Source organism: Curvibacter lanceolatus ATCC 14669 (assembly GCF_000381265.1).
Classification (GTDB): Bacteria; Pseudomonadota; Gammaproteobacteria; order Burkholderiales; family Burkholderiaceae_C; genus Curvibacter; species Curvibacter lanceolatus.
In genome coordinates this window covers 124,751-140,435 of the sequence record NZ_KB906265.1, presented here as the reverse complement: position 1 = coordinate 140,435, position 15,685 = coordinate 124,751, and the positions used below count along the sequence as shown (strand labels likewise).

The following is a 15,685-nucleotide window of genomic DNA, read 5'->3' as shown; positions in this document are numbered from 1 at the left end:
CATAAAAGGAAGCTCAAGTGGCACGTTACCTCGGCCCCAAGGCCAAACTCTCCCGCCGTGAAGGCACCGACCTGTTCCTGAAGAGCGCTCGTCGCTCGATCGCGGACAAGGCCAAGTTCGACTCCAAGCCTGGTCAGCACGGCCGCACCTCGGGTGCCCGTACTTCTGACTTCGGTCTGCAACTGCGTGAAAAGCAGAAGGTCAAGCGCATGTACGGCGTGCTGGAAAAGCAATTCCGCCGTTACTTCGAAGAAGCCGATCGTCGCCGTGGCAACACCGGCGCCAACCTGCTGTTCATCCTCGAGTCCCGTCTGGACAACGTGGTGTACCGCATGGGTTTCGGTTCGACCCGCGCTGAAGCTCGTCAGCTGGTTTCGCACAAGGCCATCACCGTGAATGGTCAATCGGTCAACATCCCGTCGTACCTGGTCAAGGCCGGTGACGTGGTGGCCGTGCGCGAAAAGTCCAAGAAGCAAGGCCGTGTGGTCGAAGCTTTGCAACTGGCTCAACAAGTCGGCATTCCGGCTTGGGTTGAAGTCAATGCGGACAAGGCGGAAGGTACCTTCAAGAAGTCCCCGGATCGTGATGAATTCGGTGCAGACATCAACGAATCGCTGATCGTTGAACTGTATTCGCGTTAATCGTCCGTTCAATTGAAATCGTTCCTATACCGCGGGGCACCGCGGTATAGGTGCTTCACCAGCCTTACCGGTGTAACGAGCCGGGGGTATTGAGAGGAAGTCTGAATGCAAACCAACTTGCTGAAACCCAAAGCAATCACCGTGGAACAGCTTGGCAACAACCGCGCCAAGGTCGCCCTGGAACCGTTCGAGCGTGGCTATGGCCATACGCTGGGCAACGCAATCCGGCGAGTGCTTCTGTCCTCCATGGTGGGGTACGCAGCGACTGAAGTCACGATTGCAGGTGTTCTGCACGAGTACTCCTCCATCGACGGCGTTCAAGAAGATGTGGTCAACATCCTTCTGAACCTGAAGGGCGTGGTGTTCAAGCTGCACAACCGCGACGAAGTTACTCTGAGCCTGCGCAAGGATGGCGAAGGCGTTGTCACTGCCGGTGATATCCAGACCCCGCATGATGTCGAGATCATCAACCCCGAACACGTGATCGCCACGTTGTCGGCCGGTGGCAAGCTCGACATGCAGATCAAGGTCGAAAAGGGCCGTGGCTATGTGCCTGGCAACATTCGTCGCTTCGCCGATGAGCCCAGCAAGTCGATTGGCCGCATCGTTCTCGACGCATCGTTCTCGCCGGTCCGCCGCGTGAGCTACACCGTCGAAAGCGCCCGTGTGGAGCAGCGTACCGATCTGGACAAGCTGGTGGTCGAAATCGAAACCAACGGCGCGATCACGGCTGAAGACGCAGTGCGTGCCTCGGCCAAGATCCTGGTGGAACAGCTGGCTGTGTTTGCTCAGCTCGAAGGCGGCGAACTGGCTGCGTTCGATCAGCCGGCTCCGCGCGGTGGCGCTTCGTTCGATCCGATCCTGCTGCGTCCTGTGGACGAGCTGGAACTGACCGTGCGTTCGGCCAACTGCCTGAAGGCAGAGAACATCTACTACATCGGCGACCTGATTCAGCGTACCGAAAACGAGCTGCTCAAGACCCCGAACCTGGGTCGCAAGTCGCTCAACGAGATCAAGGAAGTTCTGGCCTCTCGCGGCCTGACTCTGGGCATGAAGCTGGAAAGCTGGCCGCCCGCTGGTCTCGACAAGCGTTAAGTTATAATCGCAGGCTTCGCTTTTTCAGCGAGCCTGCCTCATCCGTCATGGGATGGATGGGAAATCTGAGAAATCCGAGCAATCGGAAAAGTCAGAAAAGTGCATCAACCAGTACCTGATCCGGCTGGTTGTCATCAATAAAGAAAGGAAAGCACTATGCGTCACGGACACGGCCTTCGTAAACTGAATCGCACCAGCTCGCACCGCCTGGCGATGCTGCAGAACATGATGAACTCGCTCATCGAGCATGAAGTCATCAAGACCACCGTTCCCAAGGCCAAGGAACTGCGCCGCGTGATCGAGCCCATGATCACTCTGGCCAAGGTTGACACTGTGGCCAACCGTCGTCTGGCTTTTGACCGTCTGCGCGACCGCGACAGCGTCACCAAGCTGTTCAACGACCTGGGCAAGCGCAACAGCGCTCGTCCTGGTGGTTACACCCGAATCCTGAAGATGGGCTACCGCGTGGGCGACAACGCTCCGATGGCCCTGGTGGAGTTGGTTGAACGTGCTGAAGCAAATAATTCTGCCGAAGCCGCTCAAGCAGCTGCAGAATAAGTTATAATTCCATCTTGCCGCGCGATGGAGCAGTCTGGTAGCTCGTTGGGCTCATAACCCAAAGGTCGGAGGTTCAAATCCTTCTCGCGCAACCAATCCAAAGCAGCTCCTAGAGTTGTTTGCAAAAAGCCCACTTCGGTGGGCTTTTTTGTTTTCTGGCGTTCCATGGTGAGATGGCGTACCCCGATCTCTGGTGATAGCGCTACGGGGATCTTCTTTGCCAGTGGTGCTGGGATGTGTTGAACCGCCTGCGAGCGGGGATGGGCTTATTGCGATGCCATGGCGGTCGTCACGACCCGCGCCATGTAGGGCTCGAAATGCGTCAGATCGGGGCCCTGCCAGCCTGGCACTTTGGCCTGGTCGTCATAGCGGCGAAGGCGCACCGCTTCGGCGGCATGCGCTTGGGTGATGAACCGTGCAGCCTCTTCGGCGCTGAAAGCACCGCCTTGCAGCGCCAGGCTGGCCTTGGATGCGGGTGACAAACCGGCTTCATAGCCGGCTTCCGTGGCGCACAGAAAGCGCTTGGCGTCCACATGCAGTCGAATCGGCGCCAGCACCGCCTCAGGGAAGGTGCCCCGCAGAAACGGCACAACCACGAATTGATGCAGTTCATCGCGGCTGTTGTCGGGCTCATCGACACCATCGCGCTCGGCCACGATCAAATGCCCGAGGTCGTGCAGCAGCGCTGCCACGATGGTCTCCGGGCTTTCCTCGGCTTGCTCTGCCAAGGCGGCGGATTGCAGGGCGTGCTGCAGTTGCGACACCGCCTCATCGCCATATTGGGCGTTGCCCCTGCGCAGCAACAGGGCAGAGATATCGGGCAGGCTCAGGGACACTTTGGGCTCCAATCACGCGAGGGTTCATCAGGTTTTCGCAGGGTGCCCGTCTTCCGCTTCCAGCTCATCACCGGATGGATCGGGGGACATGCAAAAATGGGCAAAGCCTCCAGGCTAGAGTCCTTGCGTGAAGCCCCGATGACGCCCCACCTGCAGCTGCTTCATGCGGTGCCGCCAGCATTGCCCGCTTCATTTCATGAAGAAGCCTGCGGTGCTCAGAGTGGGTGCGTCACCAATTTGAACTCCGGGTCTTCCGCAAACGCCTTGACGCTGAAGCCCAGGCCCCGCATCAGCTTGAGCATGGGCTGATTGTTTGCCAGCACCAGCCCGTCGATCTCGCTGAGCCCCTTTTCGCGGGCCACATCCATGATGCATTCCATCAGCCGCGACCCCAGCCCCTTACCGTTGAAGTCATCGGCCACCACCAGCGAGAACTCACAGCTGGTCTGGTCCGGGTTGGTGATGTAGCGCGACACGCCCACGATGCGCTCTGTTTCGCTGATCTCACCCTCGGCGTTGGCCGTGCGCTCCTTCACCACGGCCACCAGCGCCATTTCCCGGTCGTAGTCGATGAGGGTGAAGCGGGCCAGCATCTGCGGCGGCAACTCCGCCATCGACGACACAAAGCGGAAATAGCGACTCTCCTGCGACAGGTGGTGCATCAAGTCCTGCAGCATCTGGGCGTCGTCGGGGTGAATCGGCCGCACTGTGTACTCGCCACCGCCGCGCAAGGGCAGCACCTGCTCGTAGCGCGCCGGGTAGGGCAGGATGGACAGGTGGTGGTAATTGCTCAGGCGCCCGCTGGCAGCCTGCGGGGCGCTGTCGATCACGATGCGGGCATCCACCGCCACGGCGCCGCTTTCGTCCACGATGATGGGGTTGATGTCCATCTCTCGCAGCTGAGGCAGCTCACACACCATTTCGGACACGCGCAACAGCACCTGCTCGAGTGCGTCGCGGTCTGCTGCAGTGGCGCCGCGCCATTCGCCCAGGGTTTCGGCCACCCGGGAGCGATCGATCATGCGCCGGGCCAGGAACAGGTTCAGCGGAGGCAGCTCCATGGCCCGGTCATCGATCAGCTCGATCATCGTGCCACCCGCGCCAAAGGTGATGACAGGGCCGAAGGGGGCGTCCGTCACCAGGCCCACGCAGATCTCTCGGCCGCGCCGGTTGCGCGCCATCCGCTGCACCGTCACGCCGTTGATGCGGGCCTGGGGCAGCAGGCGGGTCACGCGCTCGATCATGTCGCTGTAGGCGTCGCGGGCGGCCGAGCCGCTCATGATGTTGAGCACCACGCCTTGCACATCGGATTTGTGGCTGATGTCGGGTGAGTCGATCTTCAAAGCCACCGGAAAGCCCAGTTGGGTGGCGATCATCATGGCCTCGGTGGCGCTGCGGGCCAGCAAGGTTTCGGTCACCGGGATGTGGAACGCCGACAGCAGCGTCTTCGACTCCATCTCGGTCAGCACCTTGCGGCGCTCGGCCAGCACGCTTTCGATGACCAGCCGCGCGCCCTCGATGTCGGGCTTGGCGAGGGTGGACAGGGGGGGCGGCGTCTGCTGCAGCAACTGCTGGTTCTGGTAGAAAGCCGCCAGGTTGCCAAACGCGCCCACGGCCGCCTCGGGGGTGCGAAAGCTCGGGATCGATGCCTCGTTCAGGATGGCGCGCGCCGGCACCACCGAACGATCCCCCATCCAGCAGGCCAGCATCGGCTTGCCCACCTTGGGCTTGAGCGCCGCCACGGCCTGGGCGATGGCGCTGGTGTCCATGCCCACCTTGGGCGAGCAGATCACCAGCACGCCATCCACCTCGCGGTCCTTGTGCGCGGCCTCGATGGCCGCGGCGTAGTGCTCGGGGCCCGCCTCCTCCGACAGATCAATCAAATCGGTCAGCGAGGCCAGGGCCGGCAGCTGGGGCTTCAGGGCCTGCACGGTCTCGTGCGAGAGCTTGGCCAGATGCAGGTGGATCTCATTGACCCAGTCGGCCGCCAGCACGCCCGGCCCGCCGCCGTTGGTCACGATCGCCAGGCGTTTGCCCACCGGCCGGTAGCGCGAGGCCAGGCACTTGGCCGCCGAGAACAACTGCACGAACGAACGCACTCGCACTGCACCGGCGCGGCGCAGGGCGGCGTCGAACACGTCGTCGCTGCCCACGATGGCACCGCTGTGGGTCTGGGCGGCTTCATTGCCGGCGGGCTTGCGGCCCGCCTTCAGCACCACCACCGGCTTGGCGTTGGCGGCCGAGCGCAGCGCACTCATGAAGCGGCGGGCGTTCGAGATCCCCTCCAGGTAGACGATGATGCTGTGCGTCTTGGCATCGTTAGCCAGAAAGTCCAGCACATCGGCCATGTCGAGCACGGTGTTGGGCCCCAGCGACACCACGGTCGAAAAGCCCACCGCGTTGTTGCTGGCCCAGTCCAGCATCGAGGCCGTCAGGGCGCCCGATTGCGAGATCAGCGCCAGCGAGCCAGCGCGGGCCAGGCCGCCACTGGCGCTCGCATTGAGCTGCAGCGAGGGGCGTTGAAAGCCCAGGCAATTGGGCCCCAGCAAGTGAATGCCTTCGCGGCGGGCAATCTTCTTCAGCTCAGCCGCCTTGTCGGCGCTGATACCGGTCGAGATCAACAAGGCGGCTTTGCAGCTCAGCCGCGCCGCCAATTCGAGGGCCGCATTCATGTCCTGCGCCGGCAGGGCGATGATGGCCAGGTCGGCCACGGTCTGGGCCAGATCGGCCAGGGTGCCCGTGGTGTGGATATCGACAAACTGCAGGGTGCCCGAAAAGCGCTGGGCCTTCAGCGCTTCCAGCAAGGCCTGGTTGAGCGCAGACGTGGCCTCGCCCGTCTCCGCCGGGTTGGCGAAGACCACGATGGATTCAGGAGAGAACAGGGGGGTGAGGTAGTGTTTGTCCATGGTCTTCAATCGGCGCCGATCAGCACCTTCACGTGGGCCCCGGCACTGCGTGCCAGGGGGCTGAGCACATAGCCACCTTCAAGGCAGGAGATGACACGGCCCTGACAATGGCGCCGCGCCACCGCCATCAATTGCTGAGTCACCCATTCATAGTCGGATTCCAGCAGGGCCAGATTGCCCATGTCGTCGTCGCGGTGACCGTCAAAGCCGGCCGAGATGTAAATCAGTTGGGGCCTGAAGGCCTCCAGCGCCGGCAGCCAGCGCTGCGTCACGGCGTCGCGGAAGGCCTCGCTGCCCGAGCGCGAGGGCAGGCCCACGTTCACCATGCCGGGGCGTTTGTCGTCGCCGTCGGGAAAGGGGTACAGGCCTTTTTCATAGATCGAGCACATCAGCACGCGCTCGTCATCGCGCAGGATGTCTTCGCTGCCGTTGCCGTGGTGTACATCGAAGTCGATCAAGGCCACGCGTTCCAGCCCGTGCACATCCAGCGCATGGCGCAGGCCCACCGCCACATTGTTGAAAAAGCAAAAGCCCATGGCGCTTCGGTATTCGGCGTGGTGCCCGGGCGGCCGCACACAGCAAAAGGCCGCGCTCACCTCACCGCCCAGCACCAGGTCCGTGGCCTGCACCGCTGCACCGGCGGCACGCAGGGCGGCGGTCACGGTGTGGGGGTTCATGCTGGTGTCCGGGTCCACCGGGTGGTAGCCCTCGGTGGGCGAGGCCGCCAGGATCTCGCTCACGTACAGAGAAGAGTGCGCCCGCCCCAGTTGCTCTTCGGTGGCCAGCGGGGCGTCATAGGGCAGCATGTAGTCCAGCAGGCCCTTGATGAGCAGGTGGTCATGGATGGCGGCCAGCCGCTCGGGGCATTCCGGGTGGTGGGGGCCCATCTCATGACGGGAACAGTCGGTGTGGGTGATGTACGCTGCCAGCAAAACGGTCTCCGTCGGAGACCGGCACATCCGGCCTCTCTTTGTTACCACTTTAGGCCCCGCCGGGCGACAAAGACTTGACTTGAGGCAACTCTTGCTGACATCGCTGGCGTCCGCCACAGGGATGACCCTGGCCCTGGTCGCCGTTCGGGACGCGGCTCACTCCGTGGTGCTGGGACTCCAGAAGGCCTGCTGCACGTAGCTCTCGCTCTTCAGGCGGGCCACCAGCCCATCCAACTCGCTGCCGTCGACCGAGGTGGCCGACAAGGTGGCTTCAATCTCCACCTCGTGTTCGCCAAAGGCGTGCACGGCCAGGTCGCGCACAGGGTGATGCAGTTGCTCCAGCAGCGTGTGCAGCTGCGACATGGCCAGCTTTTGATGCTCGCGCGGGGCTATCACATAGACCGTGCAACTCACTTCCACCGAGGCGGTGCCCATGGGTTGGCGGTTGATGCGGTTCACCACCGGGCGCAGCAAGGTGTTGGCCGCCAGCACGAACAGTGTGCCGACAAAAGACTCCACCACCAGATCGGCTCCGGCGCAGGCCCCCACCGCGGCGGAGGCCCACAAGGTGGCGGCCGTGTTCAGCCCACGCACGCTGCCTTCCTCGCGCATGATCACCCCGGCACCCAGAAAGCCGATGCCCGACACCACATAGGCCACCACCCGCACGGCGCCATCGCTGCCACCCAGGCGGTTGGCCATGTCGACGAAGATTGCCGCCCCCACCGCCACCAGCACATTGGTGCGCAGGCCGGCCGTGCGCTGGCGGTACTGCCGCTCCAGGCCGATCAGCCCGCCCATGATGAAGGCGGAACTCAGGCTCAGCACCGAGTCGGCGAGAGAGGCGAGGTTGATGTTCTGCAGGGCTTGCATCGGCGAGTGTCCGGTTGTCCTTGGGATGGCGCATTTTGCCCCGCTGGCGTGTCTGCGGCGTGGCATCTGTACGTAGTACTGCGCAGGGTGGAGGTCAGTCTCAGGTCAGGTGCTTCTTCTTACAGTCCACCACGCAATGCGGCGACCACCCTCGGTCGTCGACGGGTTGAGAAGAGGTTCAGTGATGGCAAAGCAAGAAAAGCGTGGGCGCGCCGTGCGGCACGAAGGGCGTATCAGCCCGGTCATGGGTCTGATCGTGGGGCTGGTGCTGTTGGCCGCTGCAGGCGGGGCGGTCTACCTGTTCAGGGCGCCGGCGCCCACCAAGGCCGCGAGCGAGAGTGGCCCGGTGCTGGCCACCCGCACCGGCGTGGATGAGCTCCAGATGGCCCCAGAACAAGTGACCGAACTCCAGGTGGGCGGGGTGAAGACGCAACGCTTCGAGCAGCAGCGCGAAGCCATCGGCATCATCGACCTCAACCAGGACAATGCGGTGCAGGTGTTCTCGCCCTACCAGGGCCGCATCGGGCAGATCGGCGTGAAAGCGGGCGATGATGTGAGCAGGGGCCAGGTGCTCTACACCGTGCAGATCCCCGACCTGGCCCAGGCCGCCTCGGCCCTGATCTCGGCCAGTGGCAACCTGCGCGTGGCCAACGAAACCCTGCGCCGCGCCCAGGCCCTGGCCGAGGCCCAGAGCATTCCGCAAAAGGAACTGCAGCAGAACCAGGCCGACCAGCAGACGGCCGATGCGGCCTACCGTGCCGCCCGCAAGAACCTTGAACTGTTCGGCCTCAGCCCGCAGGACATCGACACCCTCGAGACCACCCGCAAGGTCGACACCGAGATGCCGGTGCGCAGCCCGCTGTCGGGCCGGGTCACTGCGCGCGCCGGTGCCCCGGGCCAGTTGGTGCAGCCCGGCAACAACACCGCCCCGGTGGCCGTGGCCAACCTGCAACAGCTGTGGATGGTGGCCAGCGTGCCGGAGTCCGAACTGTCGGCCTACCAGAAAGGGCAGAACGTCACCGTGCGCGTCTCGGCCTACCCTGACAAGAGCTTCAGCGGCAAGGTCAGCTACATCGGCGATGTGGCCGACCCGGCCACCCACCGCCTCACCGTGCGTGCTGACGTGGCCGACCCGCAGCACCTGCTCAAGGCGCAGATGCTGGCCAACTTTGTGATTCGCGTCGGCGCTCCGGTGGAATCGCCTGCCGTGCCGCAAAACGCACTGGCCCGCGAGGGCGACGGCAGCATGTCGGCCTGGGTCACCGCCGATGGCGTGCGCTTCAAGCGCCGCGTGGTCGAAACCGGTCTGGTGCAAAACGGCCTGGTGCAGATCACGAAAGGCCTGAATCCGGGCGAAAAGATCGCACGCGACAAGGGCTTGTTTCTGAGCAACCTCTACCTCATCACCACGAACTGAAAGAGGCCCTGCCGTGTTCCGTTCCTTATTGGCGTTCGTCCTGACGCGCCGCCCGGTGGTGCTGCTCGGGCTGCTGGCCTTCATGGCCGCCGGCGTGCTGGCCTTCATCAAACTCAATGTCGAGGCCTACCCCAACCCGGCCCCGGTGATTCTCGAGATCACCGCCCAGGCCCCGGGCCTGTCGGCCGAAGAGATGGAGCGCTACTACACCCGCCCCATGGAGATCGGCCTGGCCACCACCATGGGCGTGGACAACATCCGCTCCACCTCCTTCTATGGCCTGGCCTTCGTGCGCGTCACCTTCAAGTACGGCGTCGAGTACGTGCCCGCCCTGACCCAGACCGCGCTCAACCTGCAGCAGAACGTCAACCTGCCCGGCGGCGTGCAGCCGCAGATCCAGGCCTCCAGCCTGGTGGGTGAAATCCTGCGCTACCAGGTCAAGGGCCCGTCCACCTACAGCCTCACCGACCTGCGCGGCATCCAGGACTGGATCATCCAGCGCCGCCTGCTCACCGTGCCAGGCGTGGCCCAGGTGGTCACCTGGGGCGGCACCACCAAGGAATACCACGTCGAAATCAACCCCGCCAAGCTCGAAAGCTACGGCCTGACGCTGCAGCAGGTGCTCAGCGCCGTGGGCAATGCCAACAGCAATGTGGGTGGGCGCAACCTCAGCGTGGGCGAGCAGTCGGTCAACGTGCGCGGCCTGGGCCTGGTGCGCGACGCCGCCGACGCCGGCAACATCGTCATCACCCAGCAGAACGGCCTGCCCGTGCTGGTCAAGGACGTGGCCTCGGTCAGCGTGGGCAGCGTGCCGCGCCTGGGCGAGGCCGGTCGCGACGCAGAGAGCGATGTCGTCACCGGCGTGGTGGTGATGAACCGCCTGCAGCAGACCAAGGACGTGATCGCCCGCGTCAAGGAGGCGGTGGACAAGCTCAACGTCGATGGCAGCCTGCCGCAGGGTGTTCAACTCGTGCCCTACTACGACCGCTCCACCCTGGTCAACGTGACCACCCACACCGTCATCCACAACTTGATCTTCGGCTGCCTGCTGGTGTTCGTGATCCAGTGGATCTTCCTGGGCGATTTGCGCAGCGCGGTGATCGTGAGCGTCAACATCCCGTTTGCGCTGTTCTTCAGCATCATGATGCTGGTGCTCACGGGCGAGTCGGCCAACCTGCTGTCGCTGGGCGCGGTCGATTTCGGCATCATCGTCGACTCGGCGGTGATCCTGGTTGAGAACATCTTTCGCAACTTCCAGAAGAGCCCGCGCGAACGCATCAATGCGCTGCGCGCCATGACCCGCGGCCCGCACGGCATGGTCACCGACCCGGCCCTGGGCTGGACCCAGCGCCTGCGCATGATCTTCATGAGCTCGCTGCAGGTCGACAACTCGGTGCTGTTCTCCACCGTCATCACCATCGCCGCCTTCTCGCCGCTGTTCCTCATGACCGGGGTGGAAGGGCAGATCTTCGGCCCCATGGCCCGCACCTACGGCTACGCGCTGGCGGGCGCGCTGCTGGCCACCTTCACCGTCACCCCGGTGCTGGCCGCCTACCTGTTGCCGCGCCGCATCCAGGAGCACGAAACCCGCATCGTCGAGTTCGTGCGCAAGGCCTACGAGCCGGCCCTGCGCTGGTCGCTGCGGCATGCCCTGGCCGTGTGCATCGGCGGTGTGGTGTTTCTGCTGGCGGTCGGGGTGCTGGCTTCGCGCCTGGGCAGCGAGTTCCTGCCAGCGCTGGAAGAAGGCAACCTGTGGATCCGGGCCTCCATGCCGCCCACCATCTCGCTGGAGGCTGGCACCGCCAAGGCCAACCGCATGCGCGAGATCATCAAGAGCTACCCCGAGGTGATCACCGTGGTCTCGCAGCACGGCCGCCCCGACGACGGCTCGGATGCCTCAGGCTTCAACAACGTCGAGTTGTTCGCCCCGCTCAAGCCCTTTGACGAATGGCCTGCCGGTGTCAGCAAGGAGCAACTGGTGGCCGAGCTGCAGGAGAAGTTCGCCCGCGAGTTCCCGGGCGTGGGTTTCAACTTCTCGCAGTACATCCAGGACAACGTGCAGGAGGGCCTGTCGGGCGTCAAGGGCGCCAACTCCGTGAAGATCATGGGCCCCGACCTCGTCACGCTCGAGAAGCTGGCCGTCGACGTGGTCGCCGTGATGAGCAAGGTGCAGGGCACGGCCGACATCGGCATCTTCAACACCCTGGGCCAGCCCAACCTCAACATCCAGATCGACCGGCAGAAGGCGGCCCGCTATGGGCTGAACACCGGCGACGTCAACACCGCCATCCAGGCGGCCATGGGCGGCACCGTGGCCACCACGGTGCTGGAGGGCGAGCGCCAGTACGGCCTGAGCGTGCGCTACCTGTCGGCCAACCGGCGCGACCTGCAAAGCGTGCGAGACCTGCGCATCGGCTACACCACCACGGGCGGGGGCAACGCCTTTGTGCCCCTGCGCGACATCGCCGACATCACGCTGGACACCGGGGCCACCTACATCTACCACGAGCGCAACGAGCGCTACATCCCGATCAAGTTCAGCGTGCGCGACCGCGACCTGGGCAGCACCGTGTCCGAACTGCAGCAGCGCGTGGCCGCCGAGGTCAAGTTGCCCGAGGGCTACCGCATCCAGTACGCGGGCGAGTTCGAGTCGCTGCAACAGGCCAAGGCCCGCATGGGCGTTCTGATCCCGATGGCCATGGCCCTGATCCTGGTGCTGCTGTATGCCCTGTTCAGCAGCTTTGCCTACAGCCTGCTGGCCCTGGCGGCCGTGCCCTTCACCGTGGCCTGCGGCATCCTGGCCCTGTATGTGTCCGACCAGGTGATCAGCATCTCGGCCGTGATCGGTTTTGTCTCGTTGCTTGGCGTGTCTGTCATGGACGGCATCCTGATCCTGAGCTATTTCAAGGAGCTGCGCCTGGCCGGGCAGAGCGCCGAAGACGCCATCTACGAGGCCTACATCCACCGCATGCGGCCGCTGCTGATGACGGCTCTGTCGGCCTGCATCGGCCTGTTCCCGGCCGCGCTCAGCCATGGCATCGGCAGCCAGGTGCAGCGACCGCTGGCCACCGTGGTGGTGGGCGGCATGCTGCTGGGGCCGGTGTTCCTGCTGCTGGTGGTGCCCGCCATGCGCCTCACCGTGCTGCGCCACCTGAAACTCAAGAAACGCCGCAAAGGCCTGGGTGGCGATGCGCTGGCCCACGAGGAGGACGCCCATGCTTGATTCACTGTGTCGCATTCGCATGGGGGGCTCGCTCAGCACCCTGGCGGGCTGCCTGCTGGGCGCCGGCCTGCTGTCGGCCTGCGCCGTCGGCCCCGACTACCACGCGCCCAAGGCGCCTGAGGTGAGCGCTTTCACCCGCCAGGCTGAACCGATGGCCACCGCCGGCACGGCCGACATCCGCCCCGATTGGTGGACCGCCTACGGCTCGCCACGGCTGGACGGCCTGGTGCAACGTGCGCTCCAGCACAACCCGGGCATCGATGCGGGCCTGGCCAATCTGCGCCAGGCGCAGGAGCTGGTCACGGCGCAGCGTGGCCTGTTCTTCCCGCAGGTGCAGGCGGGCTACAGCGCCAATCGGCAGAACTCGGGTCAGGTGCTGGCCTCGCCCCTGGCCTCCAATGCCAGCCTGTTCACACTCAACACGGCCCAGCTCAGCGTGGGCTTTGTTCCGGACGTGTTTGGCGGCAACCAACGCCAGGTCGAGTCCCTGCAGGCGGGGGCTGACAGTCAGCGCCTGCAGCTGGAGGCCCTGCGTGTCACCCTGGCCAGCAATGTGGCGACCGCCGTGATTCAGGAGCAGATGCTGGTCGAGCAGATCGCTGTGCTTGAAGAAGCCTTGCAACTGGCACAGCAGCAACTGGCGCACACCCGTGGGCTGAAGGCGCAAGGCTACGCCAGCGGCCTTGATCTGGCCCAGCAGGAATCGGCCTACGCCCAGACCGCGGCCCAGTTGCCGCCCCTGCGCAAGCAGCTGGAGCAGACGCGCAACCTGCTGGCCGTGCTGTGCGGCGAGTTCCCGGCCGCCGATCTGGGCACGGTGCAGCAGGCGCCCGTGCGCGTGCCGGCCGCGCTGCCGCAGGCCTTGCCCTCGCAATTGGTGAGCCGGCGCCCTGATGTGCAGGCCGCCGCAGCCCAATACCATGCGGCCTATGCGCAAATCGGTGTGGCCACGGCCAACATGCTGCCCCAGCTGTCGCTGACGGCGAACCTGGCGTATTCGGGGGGCGGCCTGGGAGGCCTGCTGTCGGCCGGCAACAAGGCCTGGGGCTTGTTGGGCGGCGTGAGTGCGCCTTTGTTTTCGGCCGGTACCCTGTCGGCCCGCAAGCGCGCGGCCGAGGCCGGGGCCGAAGCCGCCCAGGCGCAGTACCAGGGCGTGGTGCTGACCGCTTTCCAGAATGTGGCCGACACCCTGGTGGCCTTGCAGCACGACGGCCAGGCGCTGGCCGTGGCCCGCGATGCCGAAGCCGCTGCACAAAATCTGCTGCGCCTGACCCGCCAGCAGTTCGACCAGGGCTATGTCGCCCAGCCCCAGTGGCTCAGCACCCGCCAGGCCTGGCTGCAGGCCCGCCTGGCCCACCTGGCGGCGCAGGCGGTCTACCTGGGCGACACCGTGGCCCTGCACCAGGCCCTGGGTGGCGGCTGGCGCGATGGCACCGTGGTGGGCAGCCGCTGAAACAGGGCTGACCGAGAACGCAAAAAGGGGCCGTCGTGACGGCCCCTTTTGTGTGTGGTGCTGTGCCGACTGGGTTCGAAGAACCCCAATCAACAGCTCAACAGCTCAATAGCCCATGGCCAGGCCGCTGTTGCGGCGCGGATCGTTGGCGCCATAAAAGCGGTTCTTGCCCACCGGCTTGCCGCCCAGCGAGGGCGCGCCGATCAGCACCGCGGCCAGGTGGTTGGCGGGCTGCGGTGCGCCCAGCTTGTGGCCTGCGGCCTCCAGCAGCTTGCGGGTGTCGGGCGAGATGGCAAAGTTCTCCATGTTGGTCACATCGGGCAGCCATTGCTGGTGGAAGCGCGGGGCATCCACGGCTTCCTGCACGTTCATGCCGTAGTCGATCACGTTCAGCAGGGTGTGCAGCACCGCGGTGATGATGCGGCTGCCGCCGGGCGTGCCCACCACCATCACGGGCTGGTTGTCCTTGCTGACGATGGTCGGGCTCATCGACGACAGCGGGCGCTTGCCCGGGGCGATGGCATTGGCCTCGCCCTGCACCAGGCCGTAGATGTTGGGCACGCCGATCTTCACCGTGAAGTCATCCATCTCGTTGTTCAGCAACACGCCTGTGCCCGGCACCGTCACCTTGGCACCGAACCAGTCGTTCAAGGTGTAGGTGACCGACACTGCATTGCCCCAGCGGTCGGCAATCGAGTAGTGGGTGGTGTTGCTGCCCTCGTGCGGCGCCACGCCCGGCTTGATGTCCTTGGACACGCCGGCCTTGTTGGGGTCGATCACCGCGCGGATCTGCGCCGCATAGGCCTTGTCGGTCAGGCGGGCGATGGGGTTCTTCACAAAGTCGGGGTCGCCCAGGTAGCTGTTGCGGTCCACATAGGCGTGGCGCATGGCCTCGATCTGGTAGTGCACCGACTGGGCCGAGCGAAAGCCCAGGTCTTTCAGCGGGTAGCCCTCGAGGATGTTCAGGATCTCGCAGATGATCACCCCGCCCGAGCTCGGGGGCGGTGCCGACACCACGTGGTAGCCGCGGTAATCGCATTCGACCGGGGGCATTTCGCGGGTCTTGTACTGGTCCAGGTCGGCCTGGGTGATCAGGCCGCCCCCGGCCTGGCTGGCTTGGGTCAGGGCCTGGGCCACCGGGCCCTTGTAAAAGCCTTCAGGCCCCTTGTCGCTGATCGCCTTCAAGGTGCGGGCCAGGTCTTTCTGCACCAGCTTGTCGCCCACCTGGTAGGGCTCGCCCCCCTTGAGGAAGATGGCCGCCGAGGCCGGGTCTTTGCGGAAGTCGCCGGTGGCGGTGAGCAACATGTCGATGTCGCCCTGGTCCAGCACAAAGCCCTGATCGGCCAGGGTGATCGACGGGGCCAGCAGCTCCTGGCGCTTGAGCGTGCCGTACTTCTCGCGCGCCCACTCCAGGCCCGACACGCTGCCGGGCACACCCACCGCCAGGTGGCCGTGGGTGCTCAGACCCTTGATGACGTTGCCGTCCTTGTCGAGGTACATGTTCGGCGTGGCGGCCAGCGGGGCCTTCTCGCGGAAATCCAGGAAGGTCTTGCGTCCGTCGGCCAGCTGCAGCGTCATGAAGCCGCCACCGCCCAGGTTGCCGGCGGCAGGGTACACCACGGCCAGCGCGTACCCCACGGCCACGGCCGCATCCACGGCGTTGCCGCCGCGTTTCAGCACGTCCACCCCCACTTTCGTGGCCAGATGCTGGGCGGCCACCACCATGCCGTTCTCGGCGGCCACGGGGGCCA

Annotated in this window: 11 protein-coding genes and 1 tRNA gene; 7 read left to right on the top strand and 5 right to left on the bottom strand. The window is 65.0% G+C overall.

Features of this window, described 5'->3' with window-relative positions; all coding sequences use genetic code 11:
- Positions 1 to 17: 17 nt before the first annotated feature.
- From rpsD to F624_RS0121080, 4 genes are all read left to right on the top strand, one after another.
- The gene (gene rpsD, locus F624_RS0121095; RefSeq protein ID WP_019576342.1) at positions 18 to 641 is read left to right on the top strand and encodes a 30S ribosomal protein S4; all 624 of its coding nucleotides are present in this window, start codon (positions 18 to 20) and stop codon (positions 639 to 641) included.
- A gap of 105 nt (positions 642 to 746) precedes the next feature.
- A complete protein-coding gene (locus F624_RS0121090) occupies positions 747 to 1,736 on the top strand; it encodes a DNA-directed RNA polymerase subunit alpha (protein WP_019576341.1) in 990 nt (329 codons plus the stop codon).
- Positions 1,737 to 1,892: 156 nt separating this feature from the next.
- The gene (rplQ, locus tag F624_RS0121085; RefSeq protein ID WP_027476448.1) at positions 1,893 to 2,294 is read left to right on the top strand and encodes a 50S ribosomal protein L17; all 402 of its coding nucleotides are present in this window, start codon (positions 1,893 to 1,895) and stop codon (positions 2,292 to 2,294) included.
- 18 nt (positions 2,295 to 2,312) lie between these two features.
- Positions 2,313 to 2,389: transfer RNA gene (locus tag F624_RS0121080), tRNA-Met, on the top strand.
- Between the two features lie 171 nt (positions 2,390 to 2,560).
- Here F624_RS0121080 and F624_RS0121075 read toward each other — a convergent pair.
- From F624_RS0121075 to F624_RS0121060, 4 genes are all read right to left on the bottom strand, one after another.
- Positions 2,561 to 3,130 carry an HD domain-containing protein gene (locus F624_RS0121075; RefSeq protein ID WP_043426410.1) on the bottom strand — a complete coding sequence of 190 codons (570 nt, stop codon included), beginning with the start codon at positions 3,128 to 3,130 and terminating at the stop codon, positions 2,561 to 2,563.
- 215 nt (positions 3,131 to 3,345) lie between these two features.
- Positions 3,346 to 6,036 (bottom strand): bifunctional acetate--CoA ligase family protein/GNAT family N-acetyltransferase, encoded by a 2,691-nt coding sequence (locus F624_RS0121070; protein ID WP_019576337.1) that lies wholly within the window; start codon positions 6,034 to 6,036, stop codon positions 3,346 to 3,348.
- 5 nt (positions 6,037 to 6,041) lie between these two features.
- Positions 6,042 to 6,968, bottom strand: a complete 927-nt coding sequence (locus tag F624_RS0121065) for a histone deacetylase family protein (protein WP_031255757.1) — start codon at positions 6,966 to 6,968, stop codon at positions 6,042 to 6,044.
- Between the two features lie 156 nt (positions 6,969 to 7,124).
- On the bottom strand, positions 7,125 to 7,841 hold the full coding sequence (locus tag F624_RS0121060; protein ID WP_019576335.1) for an MgtC/SapB family protein: 717 nt from the start codon (positions 7,839 to 7,841) through the stop codon (positions 7,125 to 7,127).
- Positions 7,842 to 8,025: 184 nt separating this feature from the next.
- Here F624_RS0121060 and F624_RS0121055 point away from each other — a divergent pair, with 184 nt between their 5' ends.
- The 3 genes from F624_RS0121055 to F624_RS0121045 are packed head-to-tail and all read left to right on the top strand — an operon-like array spanning position 8,026 to position 13,934.
- Entirely contained in the window at positions 8,026 to 9,258 is a 1,233-nt protein-coding gene (locus F624_RS0121055) for an efflux RND transporter periplasmic adaptor subunit (protein ID WP_019576334.1), read from the top strand.
- Between the two features lie 13 nt (positions 9,259 to 9,271).
- Positions 9,272 to 12,481 (top strand): efflux RND transporter permease subunit, encoded by a 3,210-nt coding sequence (locus F624_RS0121050; RefSeq protein WP_043426377.1) that lies wholly within the window; start codon positions 9,272 to 9,274, stop codon positions 12,479 to 12,481.
- Positions 12,474 to 13,934, top strand: coding sequence for an efflux transporter outer membrane subunit (locus F624_RS0121045; protein WP_084679581.1), 1,461 nt, complete (start codon positions 12,474 to 12,476; stop codon positions 13,932 to 13,934). Before F624_RS0121050 ends, F624_RS0121045 begins: the two co-directional genes overlap by 8 nt.
- Positions 13,935 to 14,039: 105 nt before the next feature.
- Here F624_RS0121045 and ggt read toward each other — a convergent pair whose 3' ends face one another.
- Positions 14,040 to 15,659 (bottom strand): gamma-glutamyltransferase, encoded by a 1,620-nt coding sequence (ggt, locus tag F624_RS0121040; protein ID WP_425387328.1) that lies wholly within the window; start codon positions 15,657 to 15,659, stop codon positions 14,040 to 14,042.
- Positions 15,660 to 15,685: the final 26 nt, after the last annotated feature.

Coding starts and splice junctions, on each gene's coding strand:
- F624_RS0121090 (WP_019576341.1), top strand. CDS start 747: ATGCAAACCAACTTGCTGAAACCCAAAGCAATCACCGTGGAACAGCTT.
- rplQ (WP_027476448.1), top strand. CDS start 1,893: ATGCGTCACGGACACGGCCTTCGTAAACTGAATCGCACCAGCTCGCAC.
- F624_RS0121070 (WP_019576337.1), bottom strand. CDS start 6,036: ATGGACAAACACTACCTCACCCCCCTGTTCTCTCCTGAATCCATCGTG.
- F624_RS0121060 (WP_019576335.1), bottom strand. CDS start 7,841: ATGCAAGCCCTGCAGAACATCAACCTCGCCTCTCTCGCCGACTCGGTG.
- F624_RS0121055 (WP_019576334.1), top strand. CDS start 8,026: ATGGCAAAGCAAGAAAAGCGTGGGCGCGCCGTGCGGCACGAAGGGCGT.
- F624_RS0121045 (WP_084679581.1), top strand. CDS start 12,474: ATGCTTGATTCACTGTGTCGCATTCGCATGGGGGGCTCGCTCAGCACC.
- ggt (WP_425387328.1), bottom strand. CDS start 15,659: ATGGTGGTGGCCGCCCAGCATCTGGCCACGAAAGTGGGGGTGGACGTG.